This window comes from Cellulomonas carbonis, assembly GCF_014636275.1.
In the GTDB taxonomy this organism is placed as follows: domain Bacteria; phylum Actinomycetota; class Actinomycetes; order Actinomycetales; family Cellulomonadaceae; genus Actinotalea; species Actinotalea carbonis.
This window is the reverse complement of record NZ_BMEB01000005.1, coordinates 70,907-95,051: the sequence shown is the minus strand read 5'-3', so window position 1 is coordinate 95,051 and position 24,145 is coordinate 70,907. Positions and strand designations below refer to the sequence as shown.

The window sequence follows — 24,145 nt, the reverse complement described above, 5'->3', positions numbered from 1 at the left end:
GTCGGCCACGGCGGGGCGGGTGCGCGCGGGCACCCGCCCCGCGGGTGGGCCGGACTACTCGGCGGGCTCGAGGTTCGTCAGGACCTGGACGATCCCCGGCTGCGTCGGGTCGGCGGAGGCGTACTGGTCGTCCTCGGTCGGCCAGCCGACGTAGTTACGCGTGTTGTACTCGCCGAGCAGCGGGTGGGCGCCGAGCGGGATGGCGGGCACCTGCTCGGCAAACGCCTCCTGCAGCACGGCGGAGGCGGCCGCGCGGTCCTCGTCGGAGGAGGCGGTGGCGTAGGTGTTCAGCGCCTCGGTGACGGCGGGGTCCTCGAAGCGGCCGAAGTTGAACTGCGCGCGGCCGTCGACGACCCACTTCGGGTCCATCGTCGAGGTGTAGAGGCCGTACGCGTTCCCCGTGTCCTCGAGCCAGTGGATGATCGCCTGGAAGGTGCCCTCCTGGCGGGCGGCGTCCCAGCCGCCCCAGTCCGGCTGGTCGACGACGACCTCGATGCCGAGCGCCTCGTCGAGCTCCTCGGCGATCAGCGCCTGCTCCGTGTTCCAGTCGCTCCACCCGGCGGGCACCGAGATCGAGAACGAGACCCGCTCGCCGTCGGGGTCGACGAGAGCCTCGTCCTGCCAGGTGTAGCCGGCGTCGGTGAGGATCTGGCGCGCCTTGTCGACGTCGACCGAGTACTCCTCGCCCCGGTACTCGGGGACGATCTCGCCCTCGAGGACGCTGCTCAGCCCGGTGACGTTCCAGATCGCCTCGCTGGCACCCTCGCGGGCGATGTCGACGTAGGCCTGGCGGTCGATCGTCCAGGCGAGGGCCTGGCGCAGCGCCACGTCGTCGAACGGCTTGGTCTGGAGGTTCATGAACAGCGTGCCGGCGCCCGCCGTGGGGGAGACGAGGAAGTGGTTGTCCTCGTCCGCGGACAGGTAGCTCGCCTCGATCTGGGGGATGAACGCCTGCGCCCAGTCGGCCTCGCCGGAGACGAGCGCGGTGGTGAGCGCGGCGTTGTCGCCGTAGGAGACGTAGTGCAGCTCCGGCACGGCCAGGTCGCCGCCCCAGTAGTCGGGGTTCGCGGTGAGCGTGACCGACTCGGTGGACCACGAGTCGAGCACGTACGGGCCGGTGCCGACGGCGAGGCCGTCGCCCGTGAGCGGGTCGGTGTTCGGGTCGGCGATGGTCTCCCAGATGTGCTTGGGGACGATCGGCGTGTGCAGCACGCGCGCCTGGGCCGTGTACTTCGACTCGGCGAACCGCAGGGTGATCGCGTCGCCGTCGACCGTCGCGCCCTCGTACTTGAGCCCCGACGTGTCGGTGAGCGTTCCGTTCAGGTACTGGTCGAAGGTGAAGACGATGTCGTCGCCCGTGAACTCGGTGCCGTCGCTCCACGTCACGCCGCTGCGCGGCACGACCGTGAGCTCGGTGTAGTCGTCGTTCCACTCGACCGACTCGGCGAGCCACGGCGTGGTGCCGAGGTCCCCGGTGGGGTTGACGAGCGCGAGCGGCTCGAAGATCACCTTCGCGTAGCCGTACTTCGACGCCGACGAGTCCCCGAGGTACGGGTTGTGCGACTCGGTGGTGATGGCGCCGTCCGGCTTGGCGATCGTCAGCGCGGCGCCCGGCTGAGCCGGGCCGTCCGTCTCCGACGAGCCGCTCTGGCCCGACGAGCACGCGGTGAGCACGAGTGCCGACGCGACGCTCAGGGTGACGAGGGAGCTCCGTAGCTTCATTGCTTCTCCTTCGAGGTGCGGGGTGCGGCGCGGCGGCGACCCTGCTGGGCGCTCTCCACGTCGAGGGTGCGGCGCGAACTTACCTACAAGTCAGTAAGTTGTAAACGGCCGATACGCTGGTGCCGTTCGACTGATGCTCATCCGTGACGTCGGTCCTGCCGAGGGGAGTACCGACGTGGCACGGCGCCCGGTCGAGTCGCGGCCCGCGACCCTGGCGCGGCGCCGGGAGATCCTCGACGCCGCCGTCGAGGTCTTCGGCAAGCGCGGCTACGCGAGCGGCAGCCTCCAGGAGATCGCCGACCTGGTCGGCATGACCCACGCCGGCGTGCTCCACCACTTCGGCTCCAAGCACCAGCTGCTGCTCGAGGTGCTCGCCCACCGGGACCAGACCGACGTCGCGCAGCTCGAGGGGCAGCACATCCCGGACGGCATGGGGCTGTTCCGCCACCTCGTGCGCACGGCCTTCCGCAACGCTCAGCGGGCCGGGATCGTCCAGGGCTTCACCGTCCTGTCCGCCGAGGCGACCACCGAGGGCCACCCCGGACGGCAGTACTTCCACGAGCGCTACGAGACGCTCCGCCGCGAGCTCGCCCAGGCGTTCCGGGTGGTGTGCGCCGAGCACGGTGTCGAGGAGCCCGCGACGGTCGACGCCGGTGCGGCCGCCGTCCTCGCCGTCATGGACGGGTTGCAGGTGCAGTGGCTGCTCGCGCCGGACGCCGTCGACCTCGGCCGGACCTCCGCGTTCGCGATCGAGGCCGTCGTCCGCGCCGTCGTCGGCGTCGACGTCGACCTGCTCGAGGACGGGACGACCGGCACACCGTAGGTCCGGGGGACCGCCGACGACGAGGGCCGCGGAGGCACGGCGTCGGCACCGACTTCACCCCGTCCCCGCAGGCGTGCTGCGAGGGCCGCTCCTACTGTGCACGCATGACGGCGCAGCGATCGCGCTCCTGGCGCAGACCCACGGGCTGGCCGGGGCCCGTCCCGTGGACGCGGCTGCTGCGTGCCGACGTCCTCGCGGTCGCGTTCGCCGTCCCCGTCGCCGTGCTCGCGATGCTCGTGCGTGCCGAGGGTGGCCCCGTCGTCCGCGTCGACGAGGACGTCATCCGGGCGGCGACCGACCTGACGCGCTCGGAGCCGGCGCTGCGCACGGTGCTCGTCGGCTGGCAGGCGGCGTTCCAGGCGGTGTGGGTCAACAGCGTCGTCGCGGGGCTCTGCGTGTGGGTGTGGCGTCGGCACGGGCTGCGTGACCGCGCGCTCTGGGCGTTCTCGACCGTCATGGTCGGGTGGGGTCTCGCGCTCGGGATCAAGTACCTCGTCCGTCGGGCACGGCCCGTGGTCGAGGAGGCCGTCGAGCTCGCGCCGGGGTACTCGTTCCCGTCCGGCCACGTCGCGAACACGACGACGGCGGCGTGCGCGGTCGTCGTCCTGCTCTGGCCGATGCTCGGCCCGCGGGGGCGCGCGCTCGCGGTGACCACGGGGGCCGTGCTCGTCCTCCTGACCGCCGCCGACCGCGTCCTGCTCGGCGTCCACTACCCGTCCGACGCGGTCGCCGGCACGGCGTTCGGCGTCGCGCTCGTCGCGGCCGCGCACCACGGGTTCGTGGCGGCCGGCCGCACGGCGCGCGAGCGCACCACCGCGGCGGAGGGGCGGTCATGAGGTTCGCGAGGTTCGTGCGGCGCTGGGACGAGGACGCGTCGCCGCCGGGGGACGACTGGGTGCGACGCGACCTGGGCCGGCGGGCGCTGGTGCCCGCGGCGTGGTTGTGGCTCGCGAACATCGCGGTGGGCCTCACGATCGTCGGACCGTTGCAGAGCCTCCCGGCGGAGGTGGTGGTCAACGAGGAGCTCGCCGAGGAGCGCATCCCCGAGCTCCAGGTGCCCACGCAGATCGTCTCCAACATCGGCGGGACGCACGTCCTCATCTACACGTGCGTCGTCGTCGTGGCGTTCCTGCTGTGGCGGACGAGGCAGTGGTGGTTCGCGGTCGTGCCGGCGATCGCCCTGAGCGTGCAGTCGGCGGTGTTCACGAGCGCCTCGTTCCTCATCGGCAGGAGCCGCCCCGACGTCGAGCACCTCGACATCTCGCCGCCGACGTCCGGGTTCCCGAGCGGCCACACGGGCGCGTCGACCGCGTTCTACCTCGTCAGCGCGCTGCTGGCCCAGCGCATCCGGCACACCGGCCTGCGCCGGGCGCTCACCGTGCTGTTCCTCGTCCTCCCGCTCCTGGTCGGCTTCTCACGGCTCTACCGCGGCATGCACCACCTGACCGACGTCACGGCCGGGCTCGTCAACGGGACCGTGTGCGCGTGGCTCGCCTGGCGGTGGCTGCGTCGTGCCGGTGACGACGAGGGCGGCGAGGCGGACGACGACGCGCGTGCCGCCGACGCGGGTCGTGCCGGGCGCTCAGCACCACGCGTAGCGGGCTCGGGCACAGGCGTAGACGGCGTAGGCCGCGAACCCGAGCCCGACGAGCGTCACGAGCAGCTGCCGCCACCCCTTGCGCACGTGGTGGACACCCATCACGAGCACGACGAGGCCGACCGCGACGACGAGGGCCGGCCCCGTCGGTGAGCGCAGGAGGTCGCCGTGGCAGGGCGTGGCTCACCACGGGTCGACCGCGTCGACCACGGCGAGCGCCGCCTGCACCTGGGGTCGGCGGTGCGCGTCGTGCCCGATGCCGAACGAGGCCGGCGACCTGCGCACCGCGTGCAGCGTGAGGAGGATCTCGGGGTCGGTCGCCGCGACGTGCCCGAGGCCGATCGACCACGACTCCTCGTCGCGGCGGGCCCGGTCGAGGGCGTCCTGGACCGAGCCCAGGAGCACCCCGAGGACGGCCGGGGCGGACGGCTCGCTGATGTACCCGAACTCGGTCGTGTTGCCGCCCCGCACGGTCGCGTGGAGCAGCCTCAGGTCGATCCCGAACGGGCTCAGGCCGGGGCGGCCGTACGCCGGGTCGACGGCGTCGTCCGGGCCGAGGTCGTCGTCGACCGCCACGGCCGCGAGGCGCAGCAGGTCGCCTGGGTACCCGTGGGTGTCGAGCGGGATGCGGAGCAGGTCGTCCTCGCCCTCGAGGACGTCCCTGAGCGTGCGGTGGTCGAGCACGGCGAGCGCGAGCGGCCATCCCGGGTGCTTGGCGTGGGCGAGCCAGCGCGCCGCCCGCCGCGCGACGTCGGCGGCCGCCTCCTGGTCGACGAGTGCGAGCAGCCCGAGACCGCGCAGCGCGTGCGCCGCGACGTAGTCGGCGACCTCCCCGCGTCCCGGGTGGTGCTCGTGCATGGCCTGCTCCGCGGCGGTCACCATGGCCCACGCGGTGTCCTCGACCACGGGCACCTGCAGGCCGAGCCCGGCGACCGCGGCGTCGAGGACGGGCACCTAGACCACGCCCCTCGCGCCGAGGAGCTGCTCCGGTGCGCAGTAGCGACCAGAGGCCTCGTTGTCCTCGACGTCGGCGGGGTCCGGCGGCCACACGCCCGCACGGAGCGCGGCCCGGACGTCCTCGGGGGTGTAGAGCTCGGCCCGTTGCAGGCGCCGCGGCGGGACACGGACGGGCACGGCCACCTCGCCCTCGGCCCGGAACCGCGACCACGCGGGGTGCTGGTGGACGTCACGCACCTCCTCGCCGAACTCGGCGTGCAGGCCGGCCGCCCGGCCGAGCAGGAAGACGTAGCCGTAGAACACCCAGCCGGGTCGCTGGTGGCCGTGCGTCGCGAACGCCAGCGCGGTGTCGAACGCGTACGCCGCGCGGTTCCGGCGGCGCCGCTCGACGTAGGTCCCCGCCGTCATCGAGATGTACGGCGACTCGTCGGCCATGAGGTGGTGGCGGTGCCGGTGGTCGTCGAGCGCCGTCGGCCCCAGGAGGTCCTCGGCGTCGCCCGGGCTCGCGACGCGACCCGTCCGCAGCGCCGCGCAGACGAGCCCGGTACGCGTCATGATCTCCGCGACGTCGTCCTGGACCGCGTCGCGGCGCAGGCCGCCGACCCCACGGATCACGCTCTGCACGATCACGTCGGCCCCCTCCGTCGCGGGTACGCCTCTCGAGCGATGCTCCCGGAGCCGCCCGCCGCTGACAAGGGGGCTGCCCGGCGGACCGCGCGGCGCCGACGGCGCCCGGGCGGCGCGGTGCCTAGGCTCCGGGGGTGGCCACCGTCCTCCTCGTCCGGCACGGGCGCACGTCAGCGAACACCGCAGGGGTCCTCGCGGGCCGTGCCGCCGGGGTGCGGCTCGACGACGTGGGACGTCGGCAGGCCGAGCGGGCCGCCGAGCGGATCGCAGCGGTGCCGCTCGTCGGCGTGGTGTCGAGCCCGCTCGAGCGGTGCCGCCAGACCGCTCGCGCGCTCCTCGAGCGGCAGACCGGCTCGCCGCCGCTGACCACCGACCGCGCCCTGACCGAGTGCGACTACGGCGAGTGGCAGGGTCGGGCGCTCGCGGACCTCGCCGGCGAGGCATTGTGGTCGGTCGTCCAGAACCAACCTTCCGCGGCGGTCTTCCCCGGCGGTGAGTCCCTCGGTGCGATGCAGGCGCGCGCGGTCGCGGCCGTCCGCCGGCACGACGCGGCGGTCGAGGCGGAGCACGGCCCGCGCGCGGTGTGGGTCGCCGTCAGCCACGGCGACGTGATCAAGGCGGTCCTCGCCGACGCGCTGGGCATGCACCTCGACCTCTTCCAGCGGCTGAGCGTCGGGCCCGCCTCCGTCTCCGTCGTCCGGTACGGGCCCGCGAGGCCCGATGTGGTCGCCACCAACACCGAGGCGGGCGACCTGTCCTGGCTCGCCTCGGCGGGCCCGGCCACCGACGCGCCCGTGGGCGGCGGCGCGGGGCACGAGGTCGCCGACGGGGCGGACGCCGTGCCCGCCGACCGGACGGACGCAGGCGCCTCCGCCGGGATCCGCTCCTAGACTGCCGACATGCCCCTCGTCCACGAGTTCGACTGGCCGGACCGCGTCGTCGTCGGCACCGTCGGCAGGCCGGGGGAGCGCACGTTCTACCTGCAGGTGCGCGCGGGCCAGCGCTCCACCAGCATCGCGCTCGAGAAGGAGCAGTCTGCGGCACTCGCGGAGAAGGTCGACGAGCTGCTGGGCGAGCTGGTGTCCGACGCGCGCACCGGCATCAGCGTACCGTCCGAGACCCCGGCCGAGCTGGTCGACGACGACCCGCTCGACCAGCCCGTGGAGGAGCAGTTCCGGACGGGGACGATGCGGCTGGGCTGGGACCCGCGCACGTCTCAGGTCGTCATCGAGGCCTTCCCGCTCCAGCTGCCCGATGACGACGACGAGGTGCTCGACGTGGCCGACGTCGACGACGCGGACGAGCCGAGCGAGATGCTCGTCGTGCGGATCCCCGTCGGCACGGCACGCGCCTTCGTCGAGCGGACGCGCAAGGTCGTCGCGGCGGGGCGCCCGCGCTGCCCGCTGTGCGGTGGGCCCGTCGACGCCGACGGGCACGTCTGCGCGACACCCGACGTGTGACGGTGCCCGAGGTCGACCTCGACACGGGCGCGCTCGAGCTCGTCGGGCGCATCACGGTCGCGTCCAACGCGACCTTCGTCGGCGCGATCGGCGACGTCACGGTCGTGTACAAGCCCGTCGCCGGCGAGCGGCCGCTGTGGGACTTCCCCGACGGGACGCTCGCCCGTCGCGAGGTCGCGGCCCACGCCGTCTCCGAGGCGCTCGGCTGGGACGTCGTCCCGCGCACGTGGCTGCGCGACGGGCCGCTCGGTCCCGGGATGGTGCAGCTGTGGCACGAGCCCGACCCCGAGCAGGACCCGGTCGACCTCGTGGCTCGCTCGGACGTGCCCGCGCAGGGCTGGCGGACGGCGCTCGAGGGCAGCGACGAGCAGGGGCGCGCCGTCGTGCTCGTCCACGAGGACTCGGCCGCGCTGCGCCGCATGGCGGTGTTCGACGTCGTGGTCAACAACGCGGACCGCAAGGGCGGCCACATCCTCCCTCGGTCCGGCGGTCACCGGTACGGCGTCGACCACGGCGTCACGTTCCACGTCGAGCCGCGCCTGCGCACGGTGCTGTGGGGGTGGGTGGGCGAGCCGCTCCGCGACGACGAGCTCGCGGGCGTCGAGGCGGTGCGCGCGGGCCTGGACGGCGACCTCGGCGACCGGCTCGGGGAGCTGATCAGCGACGCCGAGCTCGCCGCGCTCGCGGCCCGGTGCGACGCGCTGCTGCGCGACCGCCGGTTCCCGGCGCACCACGGCCAGATGCCCGCGGTCCCGTGGCCGCTCTTCTGAGCGGCCACCCCGTCCGCGGCGGGGTTCAGGCGACCGCGAGCTCGCCGACGGGAGCGCGTCGGGCGCGTCGAGCTGCTCCCGCCGCTGCGGCTCGATGTCGGTGTCCACGCCGCCCGTGAACCGGAAGGCCGGGTCGTAGGGCGCCGCCGTGCACCCGGGGTGCGCGTCGCGGGCGGGCTCCGGCACGGGCGACGCGGGGTGCCGCAGCAGCGGGTCGGTCCGCCCGTCGACGCGCCGCGAGGAGCGTCATGCCGGGCGCCCGACGGCGAGGCGGTCACGACGATCACGGGGTGTCCAGAGGTCCGTGGTCGAGGGGGGTCATCGGCCGGCGCGTCGAGGTCACGGTGTGGCGCAACGGTGCGCTCGTCGACGTCGTCCCGGAGCCGCGTGAGCTCGCCGGGGCCTGACGACGCCGCCCGGAATGCGACCCGGCGGGGGCGTGTTGTAGCCTCGCGAGACATACCCCCGGGGGTATCACGGAGAGGAGCTGGAATGACCGAGGTGACCATCGAGCGGTTCGCGGCGGCGAAGGCCGACGGCGCCGTCGTCGTCGACGTGCGCGAGCCCTCCGAGTACGTGCAGGGACACGTGCCGGGTGCGCAGCTCGTGCCGCTCGCGACCGTCCCGGAGCACGCAGGTGCGCTGCCGACGGGCCGTCCCGTCTACGTCGTGTGCGCCAGCGGCAACCGGAGCCTGCGCGCGACCCAGTACCTCCGCGGTGCCGGCGTCGACGCGTACTCCGTGCGCGGTGGCACGCAGGCGTGGGTCGCCGCAGGGAAGCCCGTCATGACCGGACCCCACGCCGGCGCCTGAGCCGCCCCGACACACCGAGGAGTGCAGATGACCACCACGATCGTCCCCATCGAGACCCCGACGCTCGGCGACCGCAGCTACCTCGTCCACGACGGTCGCGTCGCGTTCGTCGTCGACCCGCAGCGCGACATCGACCGCGTCCTGCGCCTGGCGGAGGACGCGGGCGTGCGCATCACGCACGTGTTCGAGACGCACATCCACAACGACTACGTGACCGGCGGGTACGCGCTCGCGCAGCACACCGGGGCCGCCTACCTGGTCAACGCCGACGACGACGTCTCGTTCGACCGCACACCCGTCCGCGACGGCGACGTCGTCGAGGTGAGCCCGACCCTGCGTGTGCGAGCCCTGCACACGCCCGGCCACACGTTCACGCACCTGTCCTACGTGCTCGAGGGCGAGGATCCCGCGGTGTTCTCCGGCGGGTCGCTGCTCTTCGGCTCGACCGGGCGACCCGACCTGCTGGGCGAGGCGCACACGCACGAGCTCGTCCGGCACCAGTACGGGTCGGCGCGTCGGCTCGCGGCCGAGCTGAGCGACGACACGCAGGTCATGCCGACCCACGGGTTCGGCAGCTTCTGCGCCGCGACGTCGGCCGGCGGCGACACGACCGCGTCCACGATCGGCCGTGAGCGCCGTGTCAACCCCGTCATGTCGCAGGACGAGGAGGACTACGTCGCGGCGACGCTCGCGGGCCTCGACGCCTACCCGGCCTACTACGTGCACATGGGCCCGGCGAACGCCGCCGGGCCGACGGCGGCGGACCTGTCGGAGCCGGCGCGCGCCGACAAGGACGAGCTGCGCCGTCGCCTCGAGGCGGGCGAGTGGCTCGTCGACCTGCGCAACCGCACCGCCTTCGCCGCCGGGCACGTGCCCGGGACCTTCAACTTCGGCTCGGACGGCCAGTTCGCGACGTATCTCGGCTGGCTCATCCCGTGGGGGACGCCCGTGACCCTGCTCGGCGAGTCGCCCGAGCAGGTCGCCGACGCGCAGCGCGAGCTGACCCGGATCGGCATCGACCGTCCGGCCGCCGCCGCGACGGGGCGCCCCGCGGAGTGGACCGACCAGCCCCTGGGCACGCTGCCGCGCGCGACGTTCGCCGACCTCGCGCAGGTGCGCCACCACCGCACCGTGACGGTCCTCGACGTCCGCCGGGCGAGCGAGTGGCGCGACGGCCACCTCGAGGGCGCGGTGCACATCCCGCTCCACGACCTGGTGACCCGCATGGACGACGTGCCCGACGGCGAGGTCTGGATCCACTGCGCGAGCGGCTACCGGGCGTCGATCGCCGCGTCGCTGGTCGGGGCGACCGGCCGGCTCGTCGTGGCGGTGGACGACAGCTTCGACCGCTCGGCCGCGGCGGCCGGGCTGCCCGTCGTCGACGGCGTCCCCGCGCAGGCGTGACGGCCCCGGCTGCGTCGCCGACGCTGCACCCCGGCGAGGGCTCGCGGTGATCGCCGTGGTCGTGGTGCTCGGCCTCGCCGTGGGGGTCGCCCTGGGCGCCCTCGGCGGGGGCGGTTCGATCCTGACCGTCCCCGCGCTCGTCTACGCGGTCGGCCTGGACCCCGTGGCCGCCACGACGGGATCGCTCGTCGTCGTCGGGGTGACGACCCTGGTCGGGTCGCTCGCGCACCTCCGGGCCGGGCGTGTCCGCGTGCTCCACGGCGTCGTCTTCGGGCTGCTCGGCGTCGGCGGGGCGGTCGTCGGCTCGCTGCTGTCGGCGTCGGTGCCGCCGGGCGTCCTGCTCGTCGCGTTCTCGGCGCTCATGCTCGTCGTCGCGGGGCTCATGACCCGCAGGCGCCGGGCGGCCGCACGCACGGACGGGGCGGCGCGCCCGGTCGAGGACCAGCCCCGTCCGCTCGCGCCCGTCGGGCTGCGTCCGCTGCGGTGCGACTGCCGAGCGGTGGGCGCGCTGCTGCTCAGCGCGACCGCGGTCGGCGTGCTCACGGGGTTCTTCGGCGTGGGCGGTGGCTTCGCCGTCGTGCCCGCGCTGGTCCTGGTGCTGCGCCTGCCCATGCCCGTCGCCGTCGGCACCTCGCAGGTCGTCATCGCGATCAACAGCGCGAGCGCGCTGACGTCACGGGTCGGCCAGGACGTGGCCGTCCCGTGGGGTGTGGTGGCCGGCTTCACGGTCGTGGCGGTGGTGGGGTCGCTGATCGGTGCGCGGCTCACGTCCCGTGTGCGGCCCGAGGTGCTCAGCCGCGCGTTCACGGTCCTGCTGGTGGTCGTGGCGCTCTACACCGGGGTGCGCAGCGTCGCCGAGCTCGTCTGAGCGGGGCTCACGTCCGGCTCTCGGCGTCGTCCGGACGGGACGACGTCAGGTGCGGCCGAAGGTCCCATGTCGGCACCGGGGTCGGCGGTGCCAGGATCGGAGCACGACGTGCGCGACGGCGCGCACGAAGGAGGCGAGCACCATGCCCGAGACGACGGAGACCATCTGCCACTGGGTCCAGGTCCAGCGCCGGTGGAAGTGGGAGTGGGCCAGCTACCACCCCCACCCCGGTCTGTTCTGGACCGCGGACGGTGACGGGGGCACGACCGAGCTGCTGGAGGACGCGACGCTCGCGGCCGACCCGCCGGACCTCCGGGTCGACCTGGCCTACGGCAGCCGGTGGGAGAAGGTCTCCGGGACGGGCACGGACGTCGTCGTGGGGACGGTCGACCTGCCCGACGGGATCGCACCCGTCGGCACGGGGTGGCGGGTCGCCGAGCCGGTCGGCTGACCCGCGGGGCCGGACCGGCGGCGCGTCGTCAGCCCACGAGCCGCGCGAGGACCGCGTCCGCGACCGTGGGCGTGACGTGCGGGGCGACGTGCAGGTTGAGCGCGGGCTCGAACAGCTCGGCCTCGAGCAGCACGAGGCCGTGGTCCGCGGAGTCCACGAGGTCGACGCGTGCGTAGAGAGGGACGTCGCACCCCGTCGCGTCCTGCACGGCGGCGAGCGTGGCGGCCGCGAACCTCGCCTCGGCCGGTGTGACGTCGACGAGCTCGGGGTGCTCCTGGTAGACCCCGCCGATCAGGCCGCCGCCCTCCGCGAGCAGCGCGCCCTTGGCGATCGCGTGGGTCAGCACGCCGTCGACGAGGTACACCGCCTTCTCGCGGCCGGCCGACAGCTCGGCCACCTCGGGCTGCACCATGACGACGCCGCCGCCCTCGACGATGCGCCGGGCCAGGCCGAGCGCGGCCGGGTCGTCGGCGCGGAACAGGCCGGTGTCCCGCGCGCCCGCCGAGACGGCCGGCTTGACGACGACGCGGCCGTCGCGGGCGGCCGCGAGATCGGCGCGGACGTCGTCGACGGTGTCGCGGTACGTCGTCGGGACGACGGCCACGCCGCGCCCGGAGAGCTCGGCGAGGTACCGCTTGTCGAGGTTCCAGCGCACGAGGGCCGGGGGGTTGAGCACCGTGGAGACGCGCTCGACGCGGTCGAGCCACGCGTGGAGCTCGGCCGGGCGGTCCGGGTAGTCCCACGGGCTGCGCAGCAGGAGCAGCGCGTACTCCTCCCACGCGACGCCCGGGTCGTGCCACACGACCGCCTCCGCGTCGACACCCCGCTCGCGCAGCGCGGCGACCAGCAGAGGGGTGTCGTGGTCGACGTCCTCGGCCGGGTAGGAGTCGGTGACGACGACACCGACGCGGCCGATGGGCCGGCCGGTGTGGGAGAGGGTGCTCACGGACCGTGACTCTAGGGGGCGTGGTCGTCGCGGTGGCGGTGCTACGCGAACGGGCCGCGGGGCGTGCGGGTCGACACGGTCATCGCGGAGTCGGGGGTGGCCAAGGCGACGCTCTACAAGCACTTCCCGCGCAAGGACGACCTCGTCCTCGCCTACCTGAGCCTGCTCGTCGACGGCGGCCTCGCCTCGGGCGTCCTCGACGCGGACGCCGACGTCCCGGCTGCGGCGCGCGAGGCCGCCCGGACCCTGGTCGACGCCGCCTGCCGTCGGGACGGCTGACGCCGCGACCGGGCGGCCTCGGGCCCGGGCGCCTCAGCGCTCGAGCGGATCGGCCGGCAGACGCTCGACGACAGCCGTCAGCCACGCCAGGTCCGCGACCCGCGGCTCGACGGAGTCGACCCACGGGTGGACCGCCGTCACGTAGGCCAGGTACCCCGCCGCTGTGGCCTCCGGCGACGTCGGCGCGGCGGCCGCGAACCGCGTCCACTCGACGGTCCCGGCGAGCCCCGCCGCGGTCGCGACCGCCGCGACCGCGGCGGTGCGGTGCGCCCCGAGCCGCGCGTGCCACGCGTCGGTCCCCGCAATCGTCTGGGTGTGCACGTCCCCGTCCCGGCCGATCGAGACCCGCGTCCCCGGAGCGCGGTCGGGGAACAGCCTCGCCCAGAGCGCCCCGCGGTCCTCGTCGGCCTGGCCGTGATGGGGGGTGAGCGCCGCCGCACCGTACGGGGCGGCGATCGCTCGGTCGAGCGCGCTGCACGTCCCGCACAGGAACGACCACGAGAACCGGTGGCGGATCGGCACGACGCGTCGCGCGCAGCTCGCGCAGACCGACGCGACGGGAAGGTCGCACACGCGCGCCCACGGCCTCGGGGTGCCGGGGTGCGTGCCGCACGCGAGACCCGCGTCGTCGAGGTCCACGACGCGGACGCACGCGGCCGGTGCGTCGTCGTGATCGGGAAGGGACACCATTGGATCGCTCCTCACGTCTGCCCGCGGACGGGCGGTGCGCACTTCCCGCACCGGGTGGTGCGGGCGGGTCTTCCTCCGGGGGCACCGTGCGCGTCTGCGCGGTTGCCGGCCAGCACGCCGGAGGGCGTGACGCTGGACCTCGTGACCGGGACCGAGTGTGCCCGCGGGGTCCGACACGGGGCCGACGCAGGGCCCGAACACCGGGAGCCTGTGCAGGAGCGCGCCGCGTCGCCGACCATGGGCGCATGGCCAGCACGAGACTCGCGGCAGGTGACCTCCTCGTCGCCGTCCCGCACCTCGCGGACCCCAACTTCCGGCGTGCCGTCGTGCTGCTGCTCCACCTCGACGACGAGGGTGCGCTCGGCGTCGTCCTCAACCGGCCGCTGCCCGTCGACGTCGGGGACGTGCTGCCCGCCTGGCAGGACGTCGTCAGCCGACCGGCGACGCTGTTCCAGGGCGGACCCGTCGGGCTCGACGGCGCGCTCGGGCTCGCGACGCTGCCGCTCGCGGTCGAGCCGCCGCCGGGCGTGACGCGAGTCGCGTCCTCGTTCGGGCTCGTGGACCTCGACGCAGACCCAGCGACGATCACGGGCGTCCTCGGTCTGCGGGTCTTCGCAGGTCATGCGGGCTGGGGTGCGCACCAGCTCCAGGACGAGGTCGCCGCCGGCGACTGGTACGTCCTCCCCGCGCTGCCCTCGGACGCGGCGAGTGCGGACCCGGCCACGCTGTGGCGCGCCGTCATGCGCCGCCAGGGCGGCTCGATGGCGATCCTGTCGACCTACCCGGACGACCCCTCGCTCAACTGACCGTCCGGCGCGTCGAGGTGCTCGCCGAGGGTGTCCGTGCGCAACGCCTCCATGAGCGCGGCGAAGGGCTCGGGGTCCGGGACGAGCACGGGCGACCCGGCGCCCGTCGTGCCGGTCGTCGTGGGGGCGGCGACGACGTCGACGTCGTCCGGTCCCATGCCGCGCAGGCTCCCGAGCAGCCCGACCAGCGTCCCGCGGTCGAGCCCCTCGTCGACCGCGACCGAGCCCGACACGACGCCGAGCAGGCGCAGCCACCGTGTCGGGTCCTGGCGCGTGTCCGGGTCCGTGAGGCGGTCCAGGATCGCGCGGAGCCAGAGCTGCTGGTGCTCCGCCCGCACAGCCGGGTCCGTCGTGGTGCCCGCCCACGCGAGCGCCTGCGTCCCGCCGAGGCGCTGCGGCCCGGCACCGACGACGACGCGCCCGTTGACGACGACGTCGGCCTCCACGTCGAGGTCGACGCCGCCGAGCGCGTCGGTGACGTCCGCGAAGGTCTGGGCGTCGGTGAGCGCCACGTGGTCGACGCGGACGTCCGTGAGCGCCTCGACGGTCCGGACGGCCGCTGAGGGACCGCCGCTGCCGAGGGCCGACCGCAGCGCCGTCTGCCCGCTCCCCGGGACGTCGACCCACAGGTCCGGCGGCATGGTCACGAGCTGGGCGCTACCCCGGTCGGCGGCGATGCGCGCGAGCATGACGACGTCGGTCTCGGCCGCCGCGGCCGCCCATTGCGACGGGTCCGCGGACGCCCCGCCCGTCGACCCGAGCACGAGGACGGTGACCGCCTGCTCGTCGCCCTCCTCGACCGGCGGCGCCTCGGGGCGCGCGGTCAGACCGGCGAACGGGTCGGGGAAGCGCTCGATGCGGTCGTCGATCCGGTCGAGCAGGACGGCCGCGCCCGCGGTCACGGCGATGACGAGGACCCCGAGCGCGGCCACGACGACCAGCGCGACGGCGCGGGCCCGGCGCCGTGGGCGCACGGCCGGGGCGCGCGGCGGGACGAGCAGGACCGGCGCCTCCTCGGCGAGCGGGCCCGGCGCGACCGTCCTCGTGATCTCGTCGACCGCCGCACGGGCGTCGGCGAGCGACCGCGCCCACGCGCGTTCGTCCAGGCCGTCGGGGTCGAGCAGGTCGTCGTCGGCGAGGTCGTCCGGTGCGGTCGGGCCGCGGTACGGCTCCGCGGCCGACACGAGTGCCGCCATCCGGGCACGGACGTCGCCGTCGGGCAGCGCACCAGGCCCGAGGAACCGTGCGACGCGGGCCAGCTCCCGCACCGTGAACGTGCGGCGCAGCGCACCTGGCGCCAGGCGCACCGCAGCGGCGCGCTGCTCGCGGTCCACAGCGAGGACGAGGTCGGCGCGGCGCACCGACTCGGGGTCCACGAGCCGGGGCTCGTGCGGTGGGGCGTCGTCGTCGAGCTGCGCGAGCAGCGCCGCGACGGGCTCGGGCACGGGCTCGTCGGGGGGCAGGGAGGTCGCGGCGCTCGACACGAGCACGCCGTCGTCCGCGAGCCGAGCGCGCAGGAACCGCTCGACGGCGGGGGAGCGGCACGTGTTCGTGCTGCCCACCACCAGCACGGCGAACGGGCGGACCGGCGGCGCCGTCGTCGGCGGCACCCCGGGGGTCGGGTGCACCGGGTCATTGTGCGCACGGCTTCGTGCCGGCGTCAGCCCCCTGTCCGCCACCGGTGCCGTCCGGTCGCGCCGTACCGCGCGGCGTTGTCGTGGGGGTCGAGCGGTGCCAGCATGCGGCCGTGGCGGTCGACGAGGGGCTCGTGGCACGTGTCCGCGAGCGGCTGGCGGGACCCACGCTGTCCGAGCGACGCATGTTCGGGGGTGCGGTGCTCATGACGCACGGGCACATGACGGTCGGGGTGACGGGCGGGGAGCTGATGGTGCGGGTGGGTCGGGACGCGGTCGACGACGCGCTGACCCGACCGGGGACGCGCCCCTTGGACATGTCGGGGCGCCCGATGCGCGACTGGGTCCTGGTCGACGCGTCCGCGCTCGCCGACGACGACCTCGACGCATGGGTCTCGCGTGCGAGCGCGTTCGTCGCGACGCTGCCGCCCAGGAGCTGACCTAGGAGCTGACCCAGGACCTGACCGACGACCCGACCAGGGGCCCCGGGCAGCACGACGGGGCCGGACCGAGCGGTCCGGCCCCGTCGTCCGGGTCACGGCGTCGTCGCGCCGAGGGTGTACGAGCCGGAGCCCGAGTACGCGTGCACGACGAAGCGGTAGTAGCCCGACGTCCCCGCGTAGCTCACCGTCTCGCTCGAGCCGGGCGACGTGCCCTGGGCGACCGTCCGCCACGACGAGCCGCTCCACCTCTGCAGGTAGAGGTCGAAGTCCGCGCCCGACGGGCCGGCGACGCAGCCCCGCACCGTCCCGGACCGGGTCACCGTCAGGTACGAGCCGCTCGGCTGGACCGCCTGGGCGCCGGACGACAGCGAGCCCGTCCACGTCCGCGCGTAGCCCGTGCAGCCCGCGGGCGGCGGCTGCGACCCGCCGCCGTCGGACGTGACGAGCGTCAGGCCGTAGGCGCCGAGGATCTCGTTGACCGGCTGGAAGTACGTCGTGCCGCCCGTGCGGCAGTTGCCCGAGCCGCCCGACGTGACGCCCTGGGCCTGGTTGCCGGCGAGGAGCGAGCCGCCCGAGTCGCCGGGCTCGGCGCAGACGGTGGTCCGGATGAGGCCCGAGACCGTGCCCTCGGCGTACGTGACCGACGAGTTGAGCGCCTGGATCGTGCCGCAGTGCCAGCCGGTGGTCGAGCCCGAGCGGCACACCGACGAGCCGACGGGGGCCGCGGTCGAGCCGGCGACGGCGACGCGGCCGCCCGAGTAGTTGTTGACCGCGCCGATCATGGTGTTGCCCGACGCGACGCGCACGAAGGCGTAGTCGTTGCCCGGGAAGCTCGAGCCCGCGAACGTGCCGCTCGGGCTCGTCGTCGTCGCGCCCGTGCTGCCGCAGTGGCCGGCCGTCACGAAGCCGCCGTTCACCGAGAAGCCCACCGAGCAGCGGCTCCCGCTGCCGATGTAGTACGCGTTCCCGCCGACCACGTCCACGAAGGTCCGCGGCGCCTCGGTCGTCTCGACGACGGTCACCGCGTCGGCGGGCACACCGGCCCGCGCGACGAGTCGCTCGGCCGCGCGCCGCCCGCCGGGTGCGACGTCGACGACGACGTCGTTGGTCGTGACGTCGACGCGCCAGCCCCTGATCCGCGGGTGGTCCGCGAGCGCGGCGTCGAGCGCGGCACGCCATCCGTCGAGCTCGGCGAGCGTGTGGTCCACGGTCACGGGCGTGGCGCCCGCGGCCGCGACGGCGTCCACGTCGGCCGGGTCGGTCGTGCCGACGTAGAGGACGTCGTCGTCCTCGTCGACCCACACGCCCGCGAAGTCGGTCCCGAGCTCGCCCTCGAGCTCCGCACCGGTGTCGGCCGCGTCGTCCTGGAACGCGAGGCGCTCCTTGGCCCGCTCGGCGTCGAGCCCCAGGTCGCGCTCCATCGCGCGGAGGAGCCCGGGAGCGAGCTTGTCGCTGGCGAGGGCCTGCCCGGCCGTTCCCGCCACCTCGTCGGGCGGTGCGGCCGCGGCGGCCTGGGCCGCGAAGGCCCCGGCCAGGAGCGTCGCCGAGGCCGTGGCCAGGGCGAGGCTCCGTGCGACTGATGTCCTGCTCATGTGTCGTCCCCCTCGATCGGTACCGGGCACCTCCCGGTGCGGGCACGCTAGGCCGGGCGTGCCGGTCCGGCGCAGATACCGATCGGGTCATACGCCCGCGTTATGGGGCGGGCGGCCGGGTGGCCGTCGCGCGTCGCGGACGGGCGTCCCGGCGACCTCGCGGAGGCGCTGCCGCCGCGGCTCGCGGGAGGTCGGCGGTGCGGTCCTGGCCGTGGGGACCGCGGTGAACCAGGACGCGTACTCGGGCGACCGGTCGACCGCGTCGGCGTGCGCGGACCGGGCGGCGGCGACGACGGCGTCGACGTCCACCCGGTCCGCGGTGTCGCGTCGCCACCCGACGAGCTGGCGCCAGCGCAGGGGTGCGCCCTCGATCGCGACGGCGTGGACGCCGGGCACGTCGAGCAGGAGCGGCTGGGCCAGGCCGACGGCGTGCCCGGCGCGCACCTGGTCGATCGCGGAGGTGCGGTCGGACTCGCCGAGCCCGCGCGGTGTGAACCCGGCCCGCGTGCACGCCGCGACGAAGCACCGCTCGAAGCAGCCGTCGCCCGGGGACGCGAGCCACACCTCGTCGGCGAGCGCGGCGAGCGGGACCGTCGTCGCGCGCGCGTGCCGGTGCCCGGCGTGGACGAGCGCGACGACGGGGTCGCAGCTCACCTCGGTCCACACGACGTCGCCGTCCGTGGGCGGTGCGTCGTCGGCGCACGTGCCGACGAGCGCGACGTCGAGCGCTCCCGCGGCGAGGCGAGCGGCTGTGCCCTCGACCGACCACGACGTCGCCGGCGTGACGGTGACGTCGCGCAGCGCCACGTGGACGCGGTTGACGAACAGGCCGCCGATCGCGGTGCCCGCCGTCCCCACCCGCAGCGCCCGTCCGCACGACGACGCGCCGGCGACCATGCGTCGGGTGTCGTCGACGAGGACGGCCATGGCGGGAAGGACCACGCGCGCGTGACGCAGCAGCGTCTCCCCGAGGGGCGTCGCGCGGGCGCCGAGCCGGTCGCGCGTGAAGACGTGCCCGCCGAGAGCCCGGTCGATCCGGTTCAGCTGAGCCGTCAGCGCGGGCTGGGAGAGGCCGAGGGACGCGGCCGCCTTCGTGACGCTGCCGGACTCGGCGACGGCCACGACCATGCGCAGATGCCGGAGCTCGAGGTCCATGCCGAGGGATTATCCGCGCGGGCAGGCGAGGAGTCGAGGTGGCTGTGACTGTTGGTCATGGAGTACTTGACTGGGGCGAGGTCGCACGGGAGGCCGACTGCGCGGCGGAGCGGCAGGCTGGAGCCCCGGAGGGAGGCGACATGGCGGGCAGGCGGCGCGACGCGGCACCGCACGCCGGGCGAGCCACGCGCGGACCGGCCGGGGCGGGCCCTGGGCTGGGGACGTACCGGTCGATGCGGGACTTCGACCGGACGCCCGAGCCGGCAGGGGCGGACCCGGCGGCTGTGACCGAGGGCCTGCGGTACGTCGTCCAGCGGCACCGCGCGCGCCGCCTCCACTACGACCTCCGGCTCGAGATGGGTGGTGTCCTCGCGAGCTGGGCCGTGCCGCGGGGCCCGACCCTCGACCCGACCGCCCGGCGGATGGCCGTGCACGTCGAGGACCACCCGGTCGAGTACGTCGACTTCGAGGGCGTCATCCCCGCCGGCGAGTACGGCGGCGGCGACGTCATCGTGTGGGACCGCGGCACGTGGCGCCCGCACGGCACGGACGACCCGGTCGCCGCGGTCGCCGCGGGCGAGCTGCACGCGGACGTCGACGGCGAGCGCATCCGCGGCCGCCTCGTGCTGGTGCGGCGCGGCGAGCCGGCCGACGACGGCAAGGAGCAGTGGCTCCTGCTGCACAAGCGCGACGACCACGCGGTCGTTGGCTGGGACGCCGAGGACCACCCGACCTCGGTCGTCTCGGGGCGCACCAACGACGAGGTCCTGGCCGACCGCGACCGGCTGTGGCTGTCCGACCGTCCCGCGGCGGAGGCGTCCGTCGACCTGCGGGGCGGCGGGGCGCCTGTCCCGCCGTCGCCGGCCCCGCCGTCGGCCGACGAGCTCGCGGCCCTCGACGAGCTCGGCTCGGGCGGCACGTGGCACGTGCACGGCCGGTCGCTGCGCGTGACGAACCTCGACAAGGTGCTCTTCGGCGCGCGCGACGGCGAGCCGCCCGTGACCAAGCGCGAGCTCGTCCGGTACGCGGCCAGCATCGCCCCGGTCGTCCTGCCGTACCTGCGTGGTCGTGCCCTCAACATGCACCGCTACCCGGAGGGCGCGGGGCGGCCGGGCTTCTGGCACAAGGAGCTGCCGTCGCACGCACCCGCGTGGCTGCCGCGGTGGGACAACCCCGAGGCCGACCCGGGGGAGACGACGACGTACCTCGTCGTCGACGAGCCCGCCGCGCTCGTGTGGGCGGCGAACTTCGGCGCGCTCGAGTGGCACGCGTGGACGTCGACGACGGCCGCCCCGCACCGGCCGAGCTACGCGTTGTTCGACATCGACCCGGGCCCGGCGACGGCATGGGAGGACGTGCTGCTGCTCGCGCGCCTGCACCGCGACGCCTTCGAGTACCTCGGGGTGCGCGCCCACCCGAAGGTCACGGGGCGGCGCGGGATCCAGGTGTGGGTCCCGATTCCGCCCGGGCCGACGTTCGAGGACACGCGGGCGTGGGTCGAGCGCGTGTCGAGGACGGTCGGCGCGGTGGTGCCCGACCTCGTCAGCTGGAGGTGGGGCGTGAGCGAGCGGGGCGGCCAGGCGCGGCTGGACTACACGCAGAACGCGATCAACAAGACGCTCGTCGCGCCGTACAGCCCGCGCGCGTCCGCCGGTGCGCCGGTGTCCGCACCGATCACGTGGGACGAGCTCGACGAGCCGTGGCTCCGTCCCGACGCCTTCACCGTCCGCACGGTGCTGGACCGCCTGGCCGAGCGCGGCGACCTCTTCGCGGGGGTGCTCGACGCCGACCAGGACCTGCCCCGCGTGCGCTGAGCGGGTGGGCGCGCCGGCCGGTGGCGCCGTGTCCGGTCAGCCGCCTGCCAGGCCGCGCACGGTGTCGATCGTGTCGGCCTCGTCCGCGGCCTTGTCGTCGCGGTAGCGCAGCACGCGCGCGAAGCGCAGCGCGAGCCCGCCGGGGTAGCGGCTCGACCGCTGGAGCCCGTCGAACGCGATCTCCACGACCTGCTCGGGCCGCAGCGTCACGGTCCAGCCGTCGTCCGTCACCTCGAGCTCGCGGAACCGCTGCGTCTGCCACGCGAGCACCTCGTCGGTCATGCCCTTGAACGTCTTGCCCAGCATCACGAAGCCGCCCGCCGGGTCCCGCGCACCGAGGTGGATGTTCGACAGCAGCCCGCTGCGACGCCCCGAGCCGCGCTCGACGGCGAGCACGACGAGGTCGAGCGTGTGCCGGGGCTTGACCTTGACCCACGCGCTGCCGCGCCGGCCCGCCTCGTACGGCGCGCCCGAGTCCTTGACGATGACGCCCTCCTGGCCCGCTCCGACCCAGCGCTCGAACGCGGCCTGCGCCGTGGCGGCGTCGTCGGTCGTGACGCGCTCGACGGCGTGCCGCGGCGCGACCGCGTCGAGCACGGCGAGCCGTTCGGCGAGCGGCGCGTCGAGGAGGTCCCGGCCGTCGACGTGGAGCACGTCGAAGAAGAACGGGGTGAGGCGCGTGCTCGCGGCGAGCTCGGCGTCGCGGGTCGCGCTGCGCGACGCGGTCTCCTGGAACGGTCGCGGCCGGCCGTCGGGGCCGACGGCGAGCGCCTCGCCGTCGAGCACCGCGGTCCGGACGTCGAGGCCCCGCACCACCTCGACGATCTCGGGGACCCGGCTCGTGATGTCGTCGAGGCTGCGGGTGTACACGCGCACGTCGTCACCGTCGCGGTGCACCTGGACGCGGATGCCGTCGAGCTTGGCGTCGACGACGACGACGCGCCCCGCGAACCCCTCGACCGCGGCGCGCACGTCCGGCGCCGACGCCGCGAGCATCGGCCGGACGGGCCTGCCGACCGTGAGGCCGAACGCGTCGAGCCGCTCCACGGCCGCCTCGGGCGAGCCGGCCCCGAGCGCCGCGGTCGCGACGGGCTCGGTCGCGCCGGCGAGCATCGCGGCGCGGCGGACCGTCGCGGCGGGGACGCCCGCGGCCTCGGCGACCGCGTCGAGCAGGAGCGCGTCGAGCGCCCCTTGCCGGAGCTCGCCGGTCACGAGCCCGCGGAGGAGGCGCTGCTCGGGCTCGGTCGCGGCGGCGAAGAGCTCCGTCGCGAGCGCGGTGCGGGCGGTCGACGACCCGGGCCCGGACAGCGCGGACATGCGCTCGAACGCGGCGTCGACCTCCAGCACGTCGAGCGTCGGGGTGTCGGCGGGCGACGGGAGCGTCGTGAGCGACCGCCACCCGAGTCCCGTCCGGCGCTGGCGCAGCTCGCCGCCGAGGTAGCGCGCGACCACCGGCACCGCGCCGGGCTCGGTGCGGCGCAGCAGCTCGACGAGCACCGCACGCTTCGCGAGCCGGGACCGCGTCGCAGCCACGGCGTCGGACGCGGCGGCGACGTCGGCGAGGAGCACGGCCCCATCCTGGCGCGGGCCACCGACACGCGCCCGCGCTCCGTCGCCGTCACCCCGCGGGAGCGGCGGCGGCGACCGCGTCGCGGACGTCCTCGAGCACGAGGTCGTGGTTGACCATGCCGCCCGCGAGGGTGCCCGCGGCCATCGCGACCGGCACGGTGGCGCCCGGGTCCACGACGTTGCCGACCGCCCACACGCCCTCGACGCTCGTCCGCCCGGTCGGGTCGACCGCGACGAACGAGCCGACCGGGGTGTCCCTCCGCTCGGCGCCGAGCTCGCGCAGGACCTCGTCGCGCGGAACGGGGTCCGGCGCGGTGAACAGCCGGTCGACGACGACGTGCCGTCCGCCCGCGAGCACCACGTCGAGCTCGCCGTCCCGCTCGACCACGCGCTCGACGGGACCCTCGAGCACGTCGATCCCGCGGGCGTCGAGCTCGCGCCGCGTCGCGTCGTCGGCGATCCCGACCGCGTCTGTCAGGTAGGTCACCGTCGCGCTCCACTGGCGCACCAGCTGGACCTGGTGGACGGACCGCTCACCGGTCGCGAGCACGCCGATGCGCGCGTCCCGCGACTCCCAGCCGTCGCAGTACGGGCACACGACGACGCCGCGCCCCCAGCTCTCGGCGAGTCCCGGGACGTCCGGCAGCTCGTCGCGCAGACCGGTCGCGACGACGAGCCGGCGGGTCTTCAGCATCGCGCCGTCGGCGGTCCGCACCTCGAGCCCGCCCTCGGTGCGCCGGGCGTGGACGACGTCGACCGTGCGGATCTCGCCGCCGTACGAGGTCACCTCGTCGCGGCCCGCGGCGAGCAGCGCGAGCGGGCTGCGACCGTCGTGCCCGAGGACGCCGTGCATGTGGGGCGCGAACCGGTTGCGCGGTGCGGCGGCGTCGAGCACGACGACGCGCCGCCGCGCGCGGACGAGCATGAGCGCGGCGCTGAGGCCCGCGCTGCCGCCGCCGACCACGACGACGTCCCACGTCGCGTCGTCGTCAGGGTCGATCCGGTGCGTGGTGGTGTCCATGGCAGGAGCGTCGCCCGCCGCGTGCGCGCTGTGCAACACTCGTTGCCGTTATGGCAAAGCGATGAGGAGGCCGGGCATGGGCGAGGACGACGTGCTGGGGGCGGTCGGAGCACGGCTGCGGGACGTCCGGACGCGTCAGCGCCGGACCCTCGCGGACGTCGCGGCCGCGACGGGCATCTCGGTGAGCACGCTGTCGCGCCTCGAGTCGGGGTCGCGCCGCGCGACGCTCGACCTGCTGCTCCCGCTCGCGCGCACATACCGGGTCCCGCTCGACGACCTCGTGGGTGCCCCCGACGTGGTCGACCCGCGGATCCGGCCCCGTCCCGTCCAGCGCGGCGGTCAGATCCACATCCCGCTCACGCACCCCGACGCACCCGTCCAGGCCGTCAAGCTCGTGCTCCCCGGGCGGGACCCGGCCGAGCCCGTGCGGGCGCGTCGGCACGAGGGCTACGAGTGGTTCTACGTCCTCTCGGGGACCGTGCGGCTCGAGCTCGGCGGCGTCGTCACCGTGCTGGGTGCGGGTGAGGCCGCCGAGTTCGACACGCGAGTCCCGCACGCGATCCTCAACGACGACGAGCACCGCGCGGTCGAGCTGCTCGCGCTGTTCAGCCCGCAAGGTGAACGCATCCATGTGCACGGGGGTTGAGGAGGCGCGCCGGGCGACGCGGGCGACACGGGGTGTCCGGCCGTGACGTCCACGAAGC

The 24,145-nt window shown here is 75.3% G+C and carries 25 protein-coding genes and 1 riboswitch; of the genes, 15 read left to right on the top strand and 10 right to left on the bottom strand.

Going from position 1 to position 24,145, the window contains the following annotated elements:
• Positions 1-54: 54 nt before the first annotated feature.
• The gene (locus IEV86_RS14550; protein ID WP_043601914.1) at positions 55-1,722 is read right to left on the bottom strand and encodes an ABC transporter substrate-binding protein; all 1,668 of its coding nucleotides are present in this window, start codon (positions 1,720-1,722) and stop codon (positions 55-57) included.
• Between the two features lie 133 nt (positions 1,723-1,855).
• Between IEV86_RS14550 and IEV86_RS14545 the strand changes: the two genes are divergently transcribed.
• The 3 genes from IEV86_RS14545 (at position 1,856) to IEV86_RS14535 (ending at position 4,295) form a co-directional block, all read left to right on the top strand.
• Positions 1,856-2,545: a TetR/AcrR family transcriptional regulator gene (locus tag IEV86_RS14545; RefSeq protein WP_052425738.1), complete on the top strand. Its 690-nt coding sequence runs from the start codon at positions 1,856-1,858 to the stop codon at positions 2,543-2,545.
• Between the two features lie 104 nt (positions 2,546-2,649).
• On the top strand, positions 2,650-3,381 hold the full coding sequence (locus IEV86_RS14540) for a phosphatase PAP2 family protein (protein WP_052425737.1): 732 nt from the start codon (positions 2,650-2,652) through the stop codon (positions 3,379-3,381).
• On the top strand, positions 3,378-4,295 hold the full coding sequence (locus IEV86_RS14535) for a phosphatase PAP2 family protein (protein WP_081978395.1): 918 nt from the start codon (positions 3,378-3,380) through the stop codon (positions 4,293-4,295). The genes IEV86_RS14540 and IEV86_RS14535 overlap by 4 nt, the downstream gene beginning before the upstream one ends.
• A 30-nt stretch (positions 4,296-4,325) precedes the next feature.
• Here IEV86_RS14535 and IEV86_RS14530 read toward each other — a convergent pair whose 3' ends face one another.
• Both IEV86_RS14530 and IEV86_RS14525 read right to left on the bottom strand, forming a co-directional pair.
• Positions 4,326-5,096 (bottom strand): hypothetical protein, encoded by a 771-nt coding sequence (locus IEV86_RS14530; protein ID WP_043601912.1) that lies wholly within the window; start codon positions 5,094-5,096, stop codon positions 4,326-4,328.
• The gene (locus IEV86_RS14525) at positions 5,097-5,729 is read right to left on the bottom strand and encodes a hypothetical protein (RefSeq protein WP_043601910.1); all 633 of its coding nucleotides are present in this window, start codon (positions 5,727-5,729) and stop codon (positions 5,097-5,099) included.
• Positions 5,730-5,860: 131 nt separating this feature from the next.
• On the opposite strand from IEV86_RS14525, the gene IEV86_RS14520 reads away from it, so the two are divergent.
• The 7 genes from IEV86_RS14520 to IEV86_RS14490 all read left to right on the top strand — a co-directional run bounded on the left by IEV86_RS14520 (position 5,861) and on the right by IEV86_RS14490 (position 11,492).
• On the top strand, positions 5,861-6,616 hold the full coding sequence (locus IEV86_RS14520) for an MSMEG_4193 family putative phosphomutase (RefSeq protein ID WP_052425736.1): 756 nt from the start codon (positions 5,861-5,863) through the stop codon (positions 6,614-6,616).
• 9 nt (positions 6,617-6,625) lie between these two features.
• Positions 6,626-7,186 (top strand): DUF3090 domain-containing protein, encoded by a 561-nt coding sequence (locus tag IEV86_RS14515; protein ID WP_043601906.1) that lies wholly within the window; start codon positions 6,626-6,628, stop codon positions 7,184-7,186.
• Between the two features lie 2 nt (positions 7,187-7,188).
• Positions 7,189-7,956: an SCO1664 family protein gene (locus IEV86_RS14510; RefSeq protein WP_043602056.1), complete on the top strand. Its 768-nt coding sequence runs from the start codon at positions 7,189-7,191 to the stop codon at positions 7,954-7,956.
• A 492-nt stretch (positions 7,957-8,448) separates the two neighbouring features.
• Complete coding sequence (locus IEV86_RS14505) at positions 8,449-8,769, top strand: rhodanese-like domain-containing protein (RefSeq protein ID WP_043601903.1); 321 nt, start codon at positions 8,449-8,451, stop codon at positions 8,767-8,769.
• Positions 8,770-8,796: 27 nt separating this feature from the next.
• Positions 8,797-10,173 carry an MBL fold metallo-hydrolase gene (locus tag IEV86_RS14500; protein ID WP_043602054.1) on the top strand — a complete coding sequence of 459 codons (1,377 nt, stop codon included), beginning with the start codon at positions 8,797-8,799 and terminating at the stop codon, positions 10,171-10,173.
• Between the two features lie 46 nt (positions 10,174-10,219).
• Positions 10,220-11,041, top strand: a complete 822-nt coding sequence (locus IEV86_RS14495; protein WP_043601900.1) for a sulfite exporter TauE/SafE family protein — start codon at positions 10,220-10,222, stop codon at positions 11,039-11,041.
• 142 nt (positions 11,042-11,183) lie between these two features.
• The gene (locus IEV86_RS14490) at positions 11,184-11,492 is read left to right on the top strand and encodes a hypothetical protein (protein WP_043601899.1); all 309 of its coding nucleotides are present in this window, start codon (positions 11,184-11,186) and stop codon (positions 11,490-11,492) included.
• 28 nt (positions 11,493-11,520) lie between these two features.
• Here IEV86_RS14490 and IEV86_RS14485 read toward each other — a convergent pair whose 3' ends face one another.
• Positions 11,521-12,438: an ATP-grasp domain-containing protein gene (locus tag IEV86_RS14485; RefSeq protein ID WP_229734664.1), complete on the bottom strand. Its 918-nt coding sequence runs from the start codon at positions 12,436-12,438 to the stop codon at positions 11,521-11,523.
• Between the two features lie 63 nt (positions 12,439-12,501).
• Here IEV86_RS14485 and IEV86_RS17985 point away from each other — a divergent pair, with 63 nt between their 5' ends.
• A complete protein-coding gene (locus IEV86_RS17985; protein WP_052425735.1) occupies positions 12,502-12,717 on the top strand; it encodes a TetR family transcriptional regulator in 216 nt (71 codons plus the stop codon).
• Between the two features lie 33 nt (positions 12,718-12,750).
• On the opposite strand, the gene IEV86_RS14475 is transcribed toward IEV86_RS17985, so the two are convergent.
• Positions 12,751-13,407, bottom strand: coding sequence for a hypothetical protein (locus IEV86_RS14475; protein ID WP_043601897.1), 657 nt, complete (start codon positions 13,405-13,407; stop codon positions 12,751-12,753).
• A gap of 33 nt (positions 13,408-13,440) precedes the next feature.
• Positions 13,441-13,554, bottom strand: a riboswitch (SAM riboswitch).
• 98 nt (positions 13,555-13,652) lie between these two features.
• Here IEV86_RS14475 and IEV86_RS14470 point away from each other — a divergent pair.
• Complete coding sequence (locus tag IEV86_RS14470; RefSeq protein WP_043601894.1) at positions 13,653-14,213, top strand: YqgE/AlgH family protein; 561 nt, start codon at positions 13,653-13,655, stop codon at positions 14,211-14,213.
• Here IEV86_RS14470 and IEV86_RS14465 read toward each other — a convergent pair.
• The gene (locus IEV86_RS14465; protein WP_052425734.1) at positions 14,186-15,841 is read right to left on the bottom strand and encodes an LCP family glycopolymer transferase; all 1,656 of its coding nucleotides are present in this window, start codon (positions 15,839-15,841) and stop codon (positions 14,186-14,188) included. The two genes, IEV86_RS14470 and IEV86_RS14465, sit on opposite strands and share 28 nt — an antisense overlap.
• 119 nt (positions 15,842-15,960) lie before the next feature.
• Between IEV86_RS14465 and IEV86_RS14460 the strand changes: the two genes are divergently transcribed.
• Entirely contained in the window at positions 15,961-16,287 is a 327-nt protein-coding gene (locus IEV86_RS14460; protein WP_043601890.1) for a TfoX/Sxy family protein, read from the top strand.
• Positions 16,288-16,382: 95 nt separating this feature from the next.
• Here the strand turns inward: IEV86_RS14460 and IEV86_RS14455 are convergent, their stop codons facing one another.
• Together IEV86_RS14455 and IEV86_RS14450 are read right to left on the bottom strand one after the other, a co-directional pair.
• The gene (locus tag IEV86_RS14455; RefSeq protein ID WP_043601887.1) at positions 16,383-17,882 is read right to left on the bottom strand and encodes a S1 family peptidase; all 1,500 of its coding nucleotides are present in this window, start codon (positions 17,880-17,882) and stop codon (positions 16,383-16,385) included.
• Positions 17,883-17,969: 87 nt separating this feature from the next.
• Positions 17,970-19,037, bottom strand: a complete 1,068-nt coding sequence (locus IEV86_RS14450) for a LysR family transcriptional regulator (protein ID WP_081978393.1) — start codon at positions 19,035-19,037, stop codon at positions 17,970-17,972.
• A 140-nt stretch (positions 19,038-19,177) separates the two neighbouring features.
• On the opposite strand from IEV86_RS14450, the gene IEV86_RS14445 reads away from it, so the two are divergent.
• Positions 19,178-20,851 carry a non-homologous end-joining DNA ligase LigD gene (locus IEV86_RS14445; RefSeq protein ID WP_229734663.1) on the top strand — a complete coding sequence of 558 codons (1,674 nt, stop codon included), beginning with the start codon at positions 19,178-19,180 and terminating at the stop codon, positions 20,849-20,851.
• A gap of 36 nt (positions 20,852-20,887) precedes the next feature.
• On the opposite strand, the gene IEV86_RS14440 is transcribed toward IEV86_RS14445, so the two are convergent.
• Together IEV86_RS14440 and IEV86_RS14435 are read right to left on the bottom strand one after the other, a co-directional pair.
• Positions 20,888-22,420 (bottom strand): ATP-dependent DNA ligase, encoded by a 1,533-nt coding sequence (locus IEV86_RS14440; RefSeq protein ID WP_188484733.1) that lies wholly within the window; start codon positions 22,418-22,420, stop codon positions 20,888-20,890.
• A 49-nt stretch (positions 22,421-22,469) separates the two neighbouring features.
• Positions 22,470-23,441, bottom strand: coding sequence for an NAD(P)/FAD-dependent oxidoreductase (locus IEV86_RS14435; RefSeq protein ID WP_052426582.1), 972 nt, complete (start codon positions 23,439-23,441; stop codon positions 22,470-22,472).
• A 76-nt stretch (positions 23,442-23,517) separates the two neighbouring features.
• Between IEV86_RS14435 and IEV86_RS14430 the strand changes: the two genes are divergently transcribed.
• On the top strand, positions 23,518-24,087 hold the full coding sequence (locus IEV86_RS14430) for a helix-turn-helix domain-containing protein (protein WP_043610394.1): 570 nt from the start codon (positions 23,518-23,520) through the stop codon (positions 24,085-24,087).
• Positions 24,088-24,145: the final 58 nt, after the last annotated feature.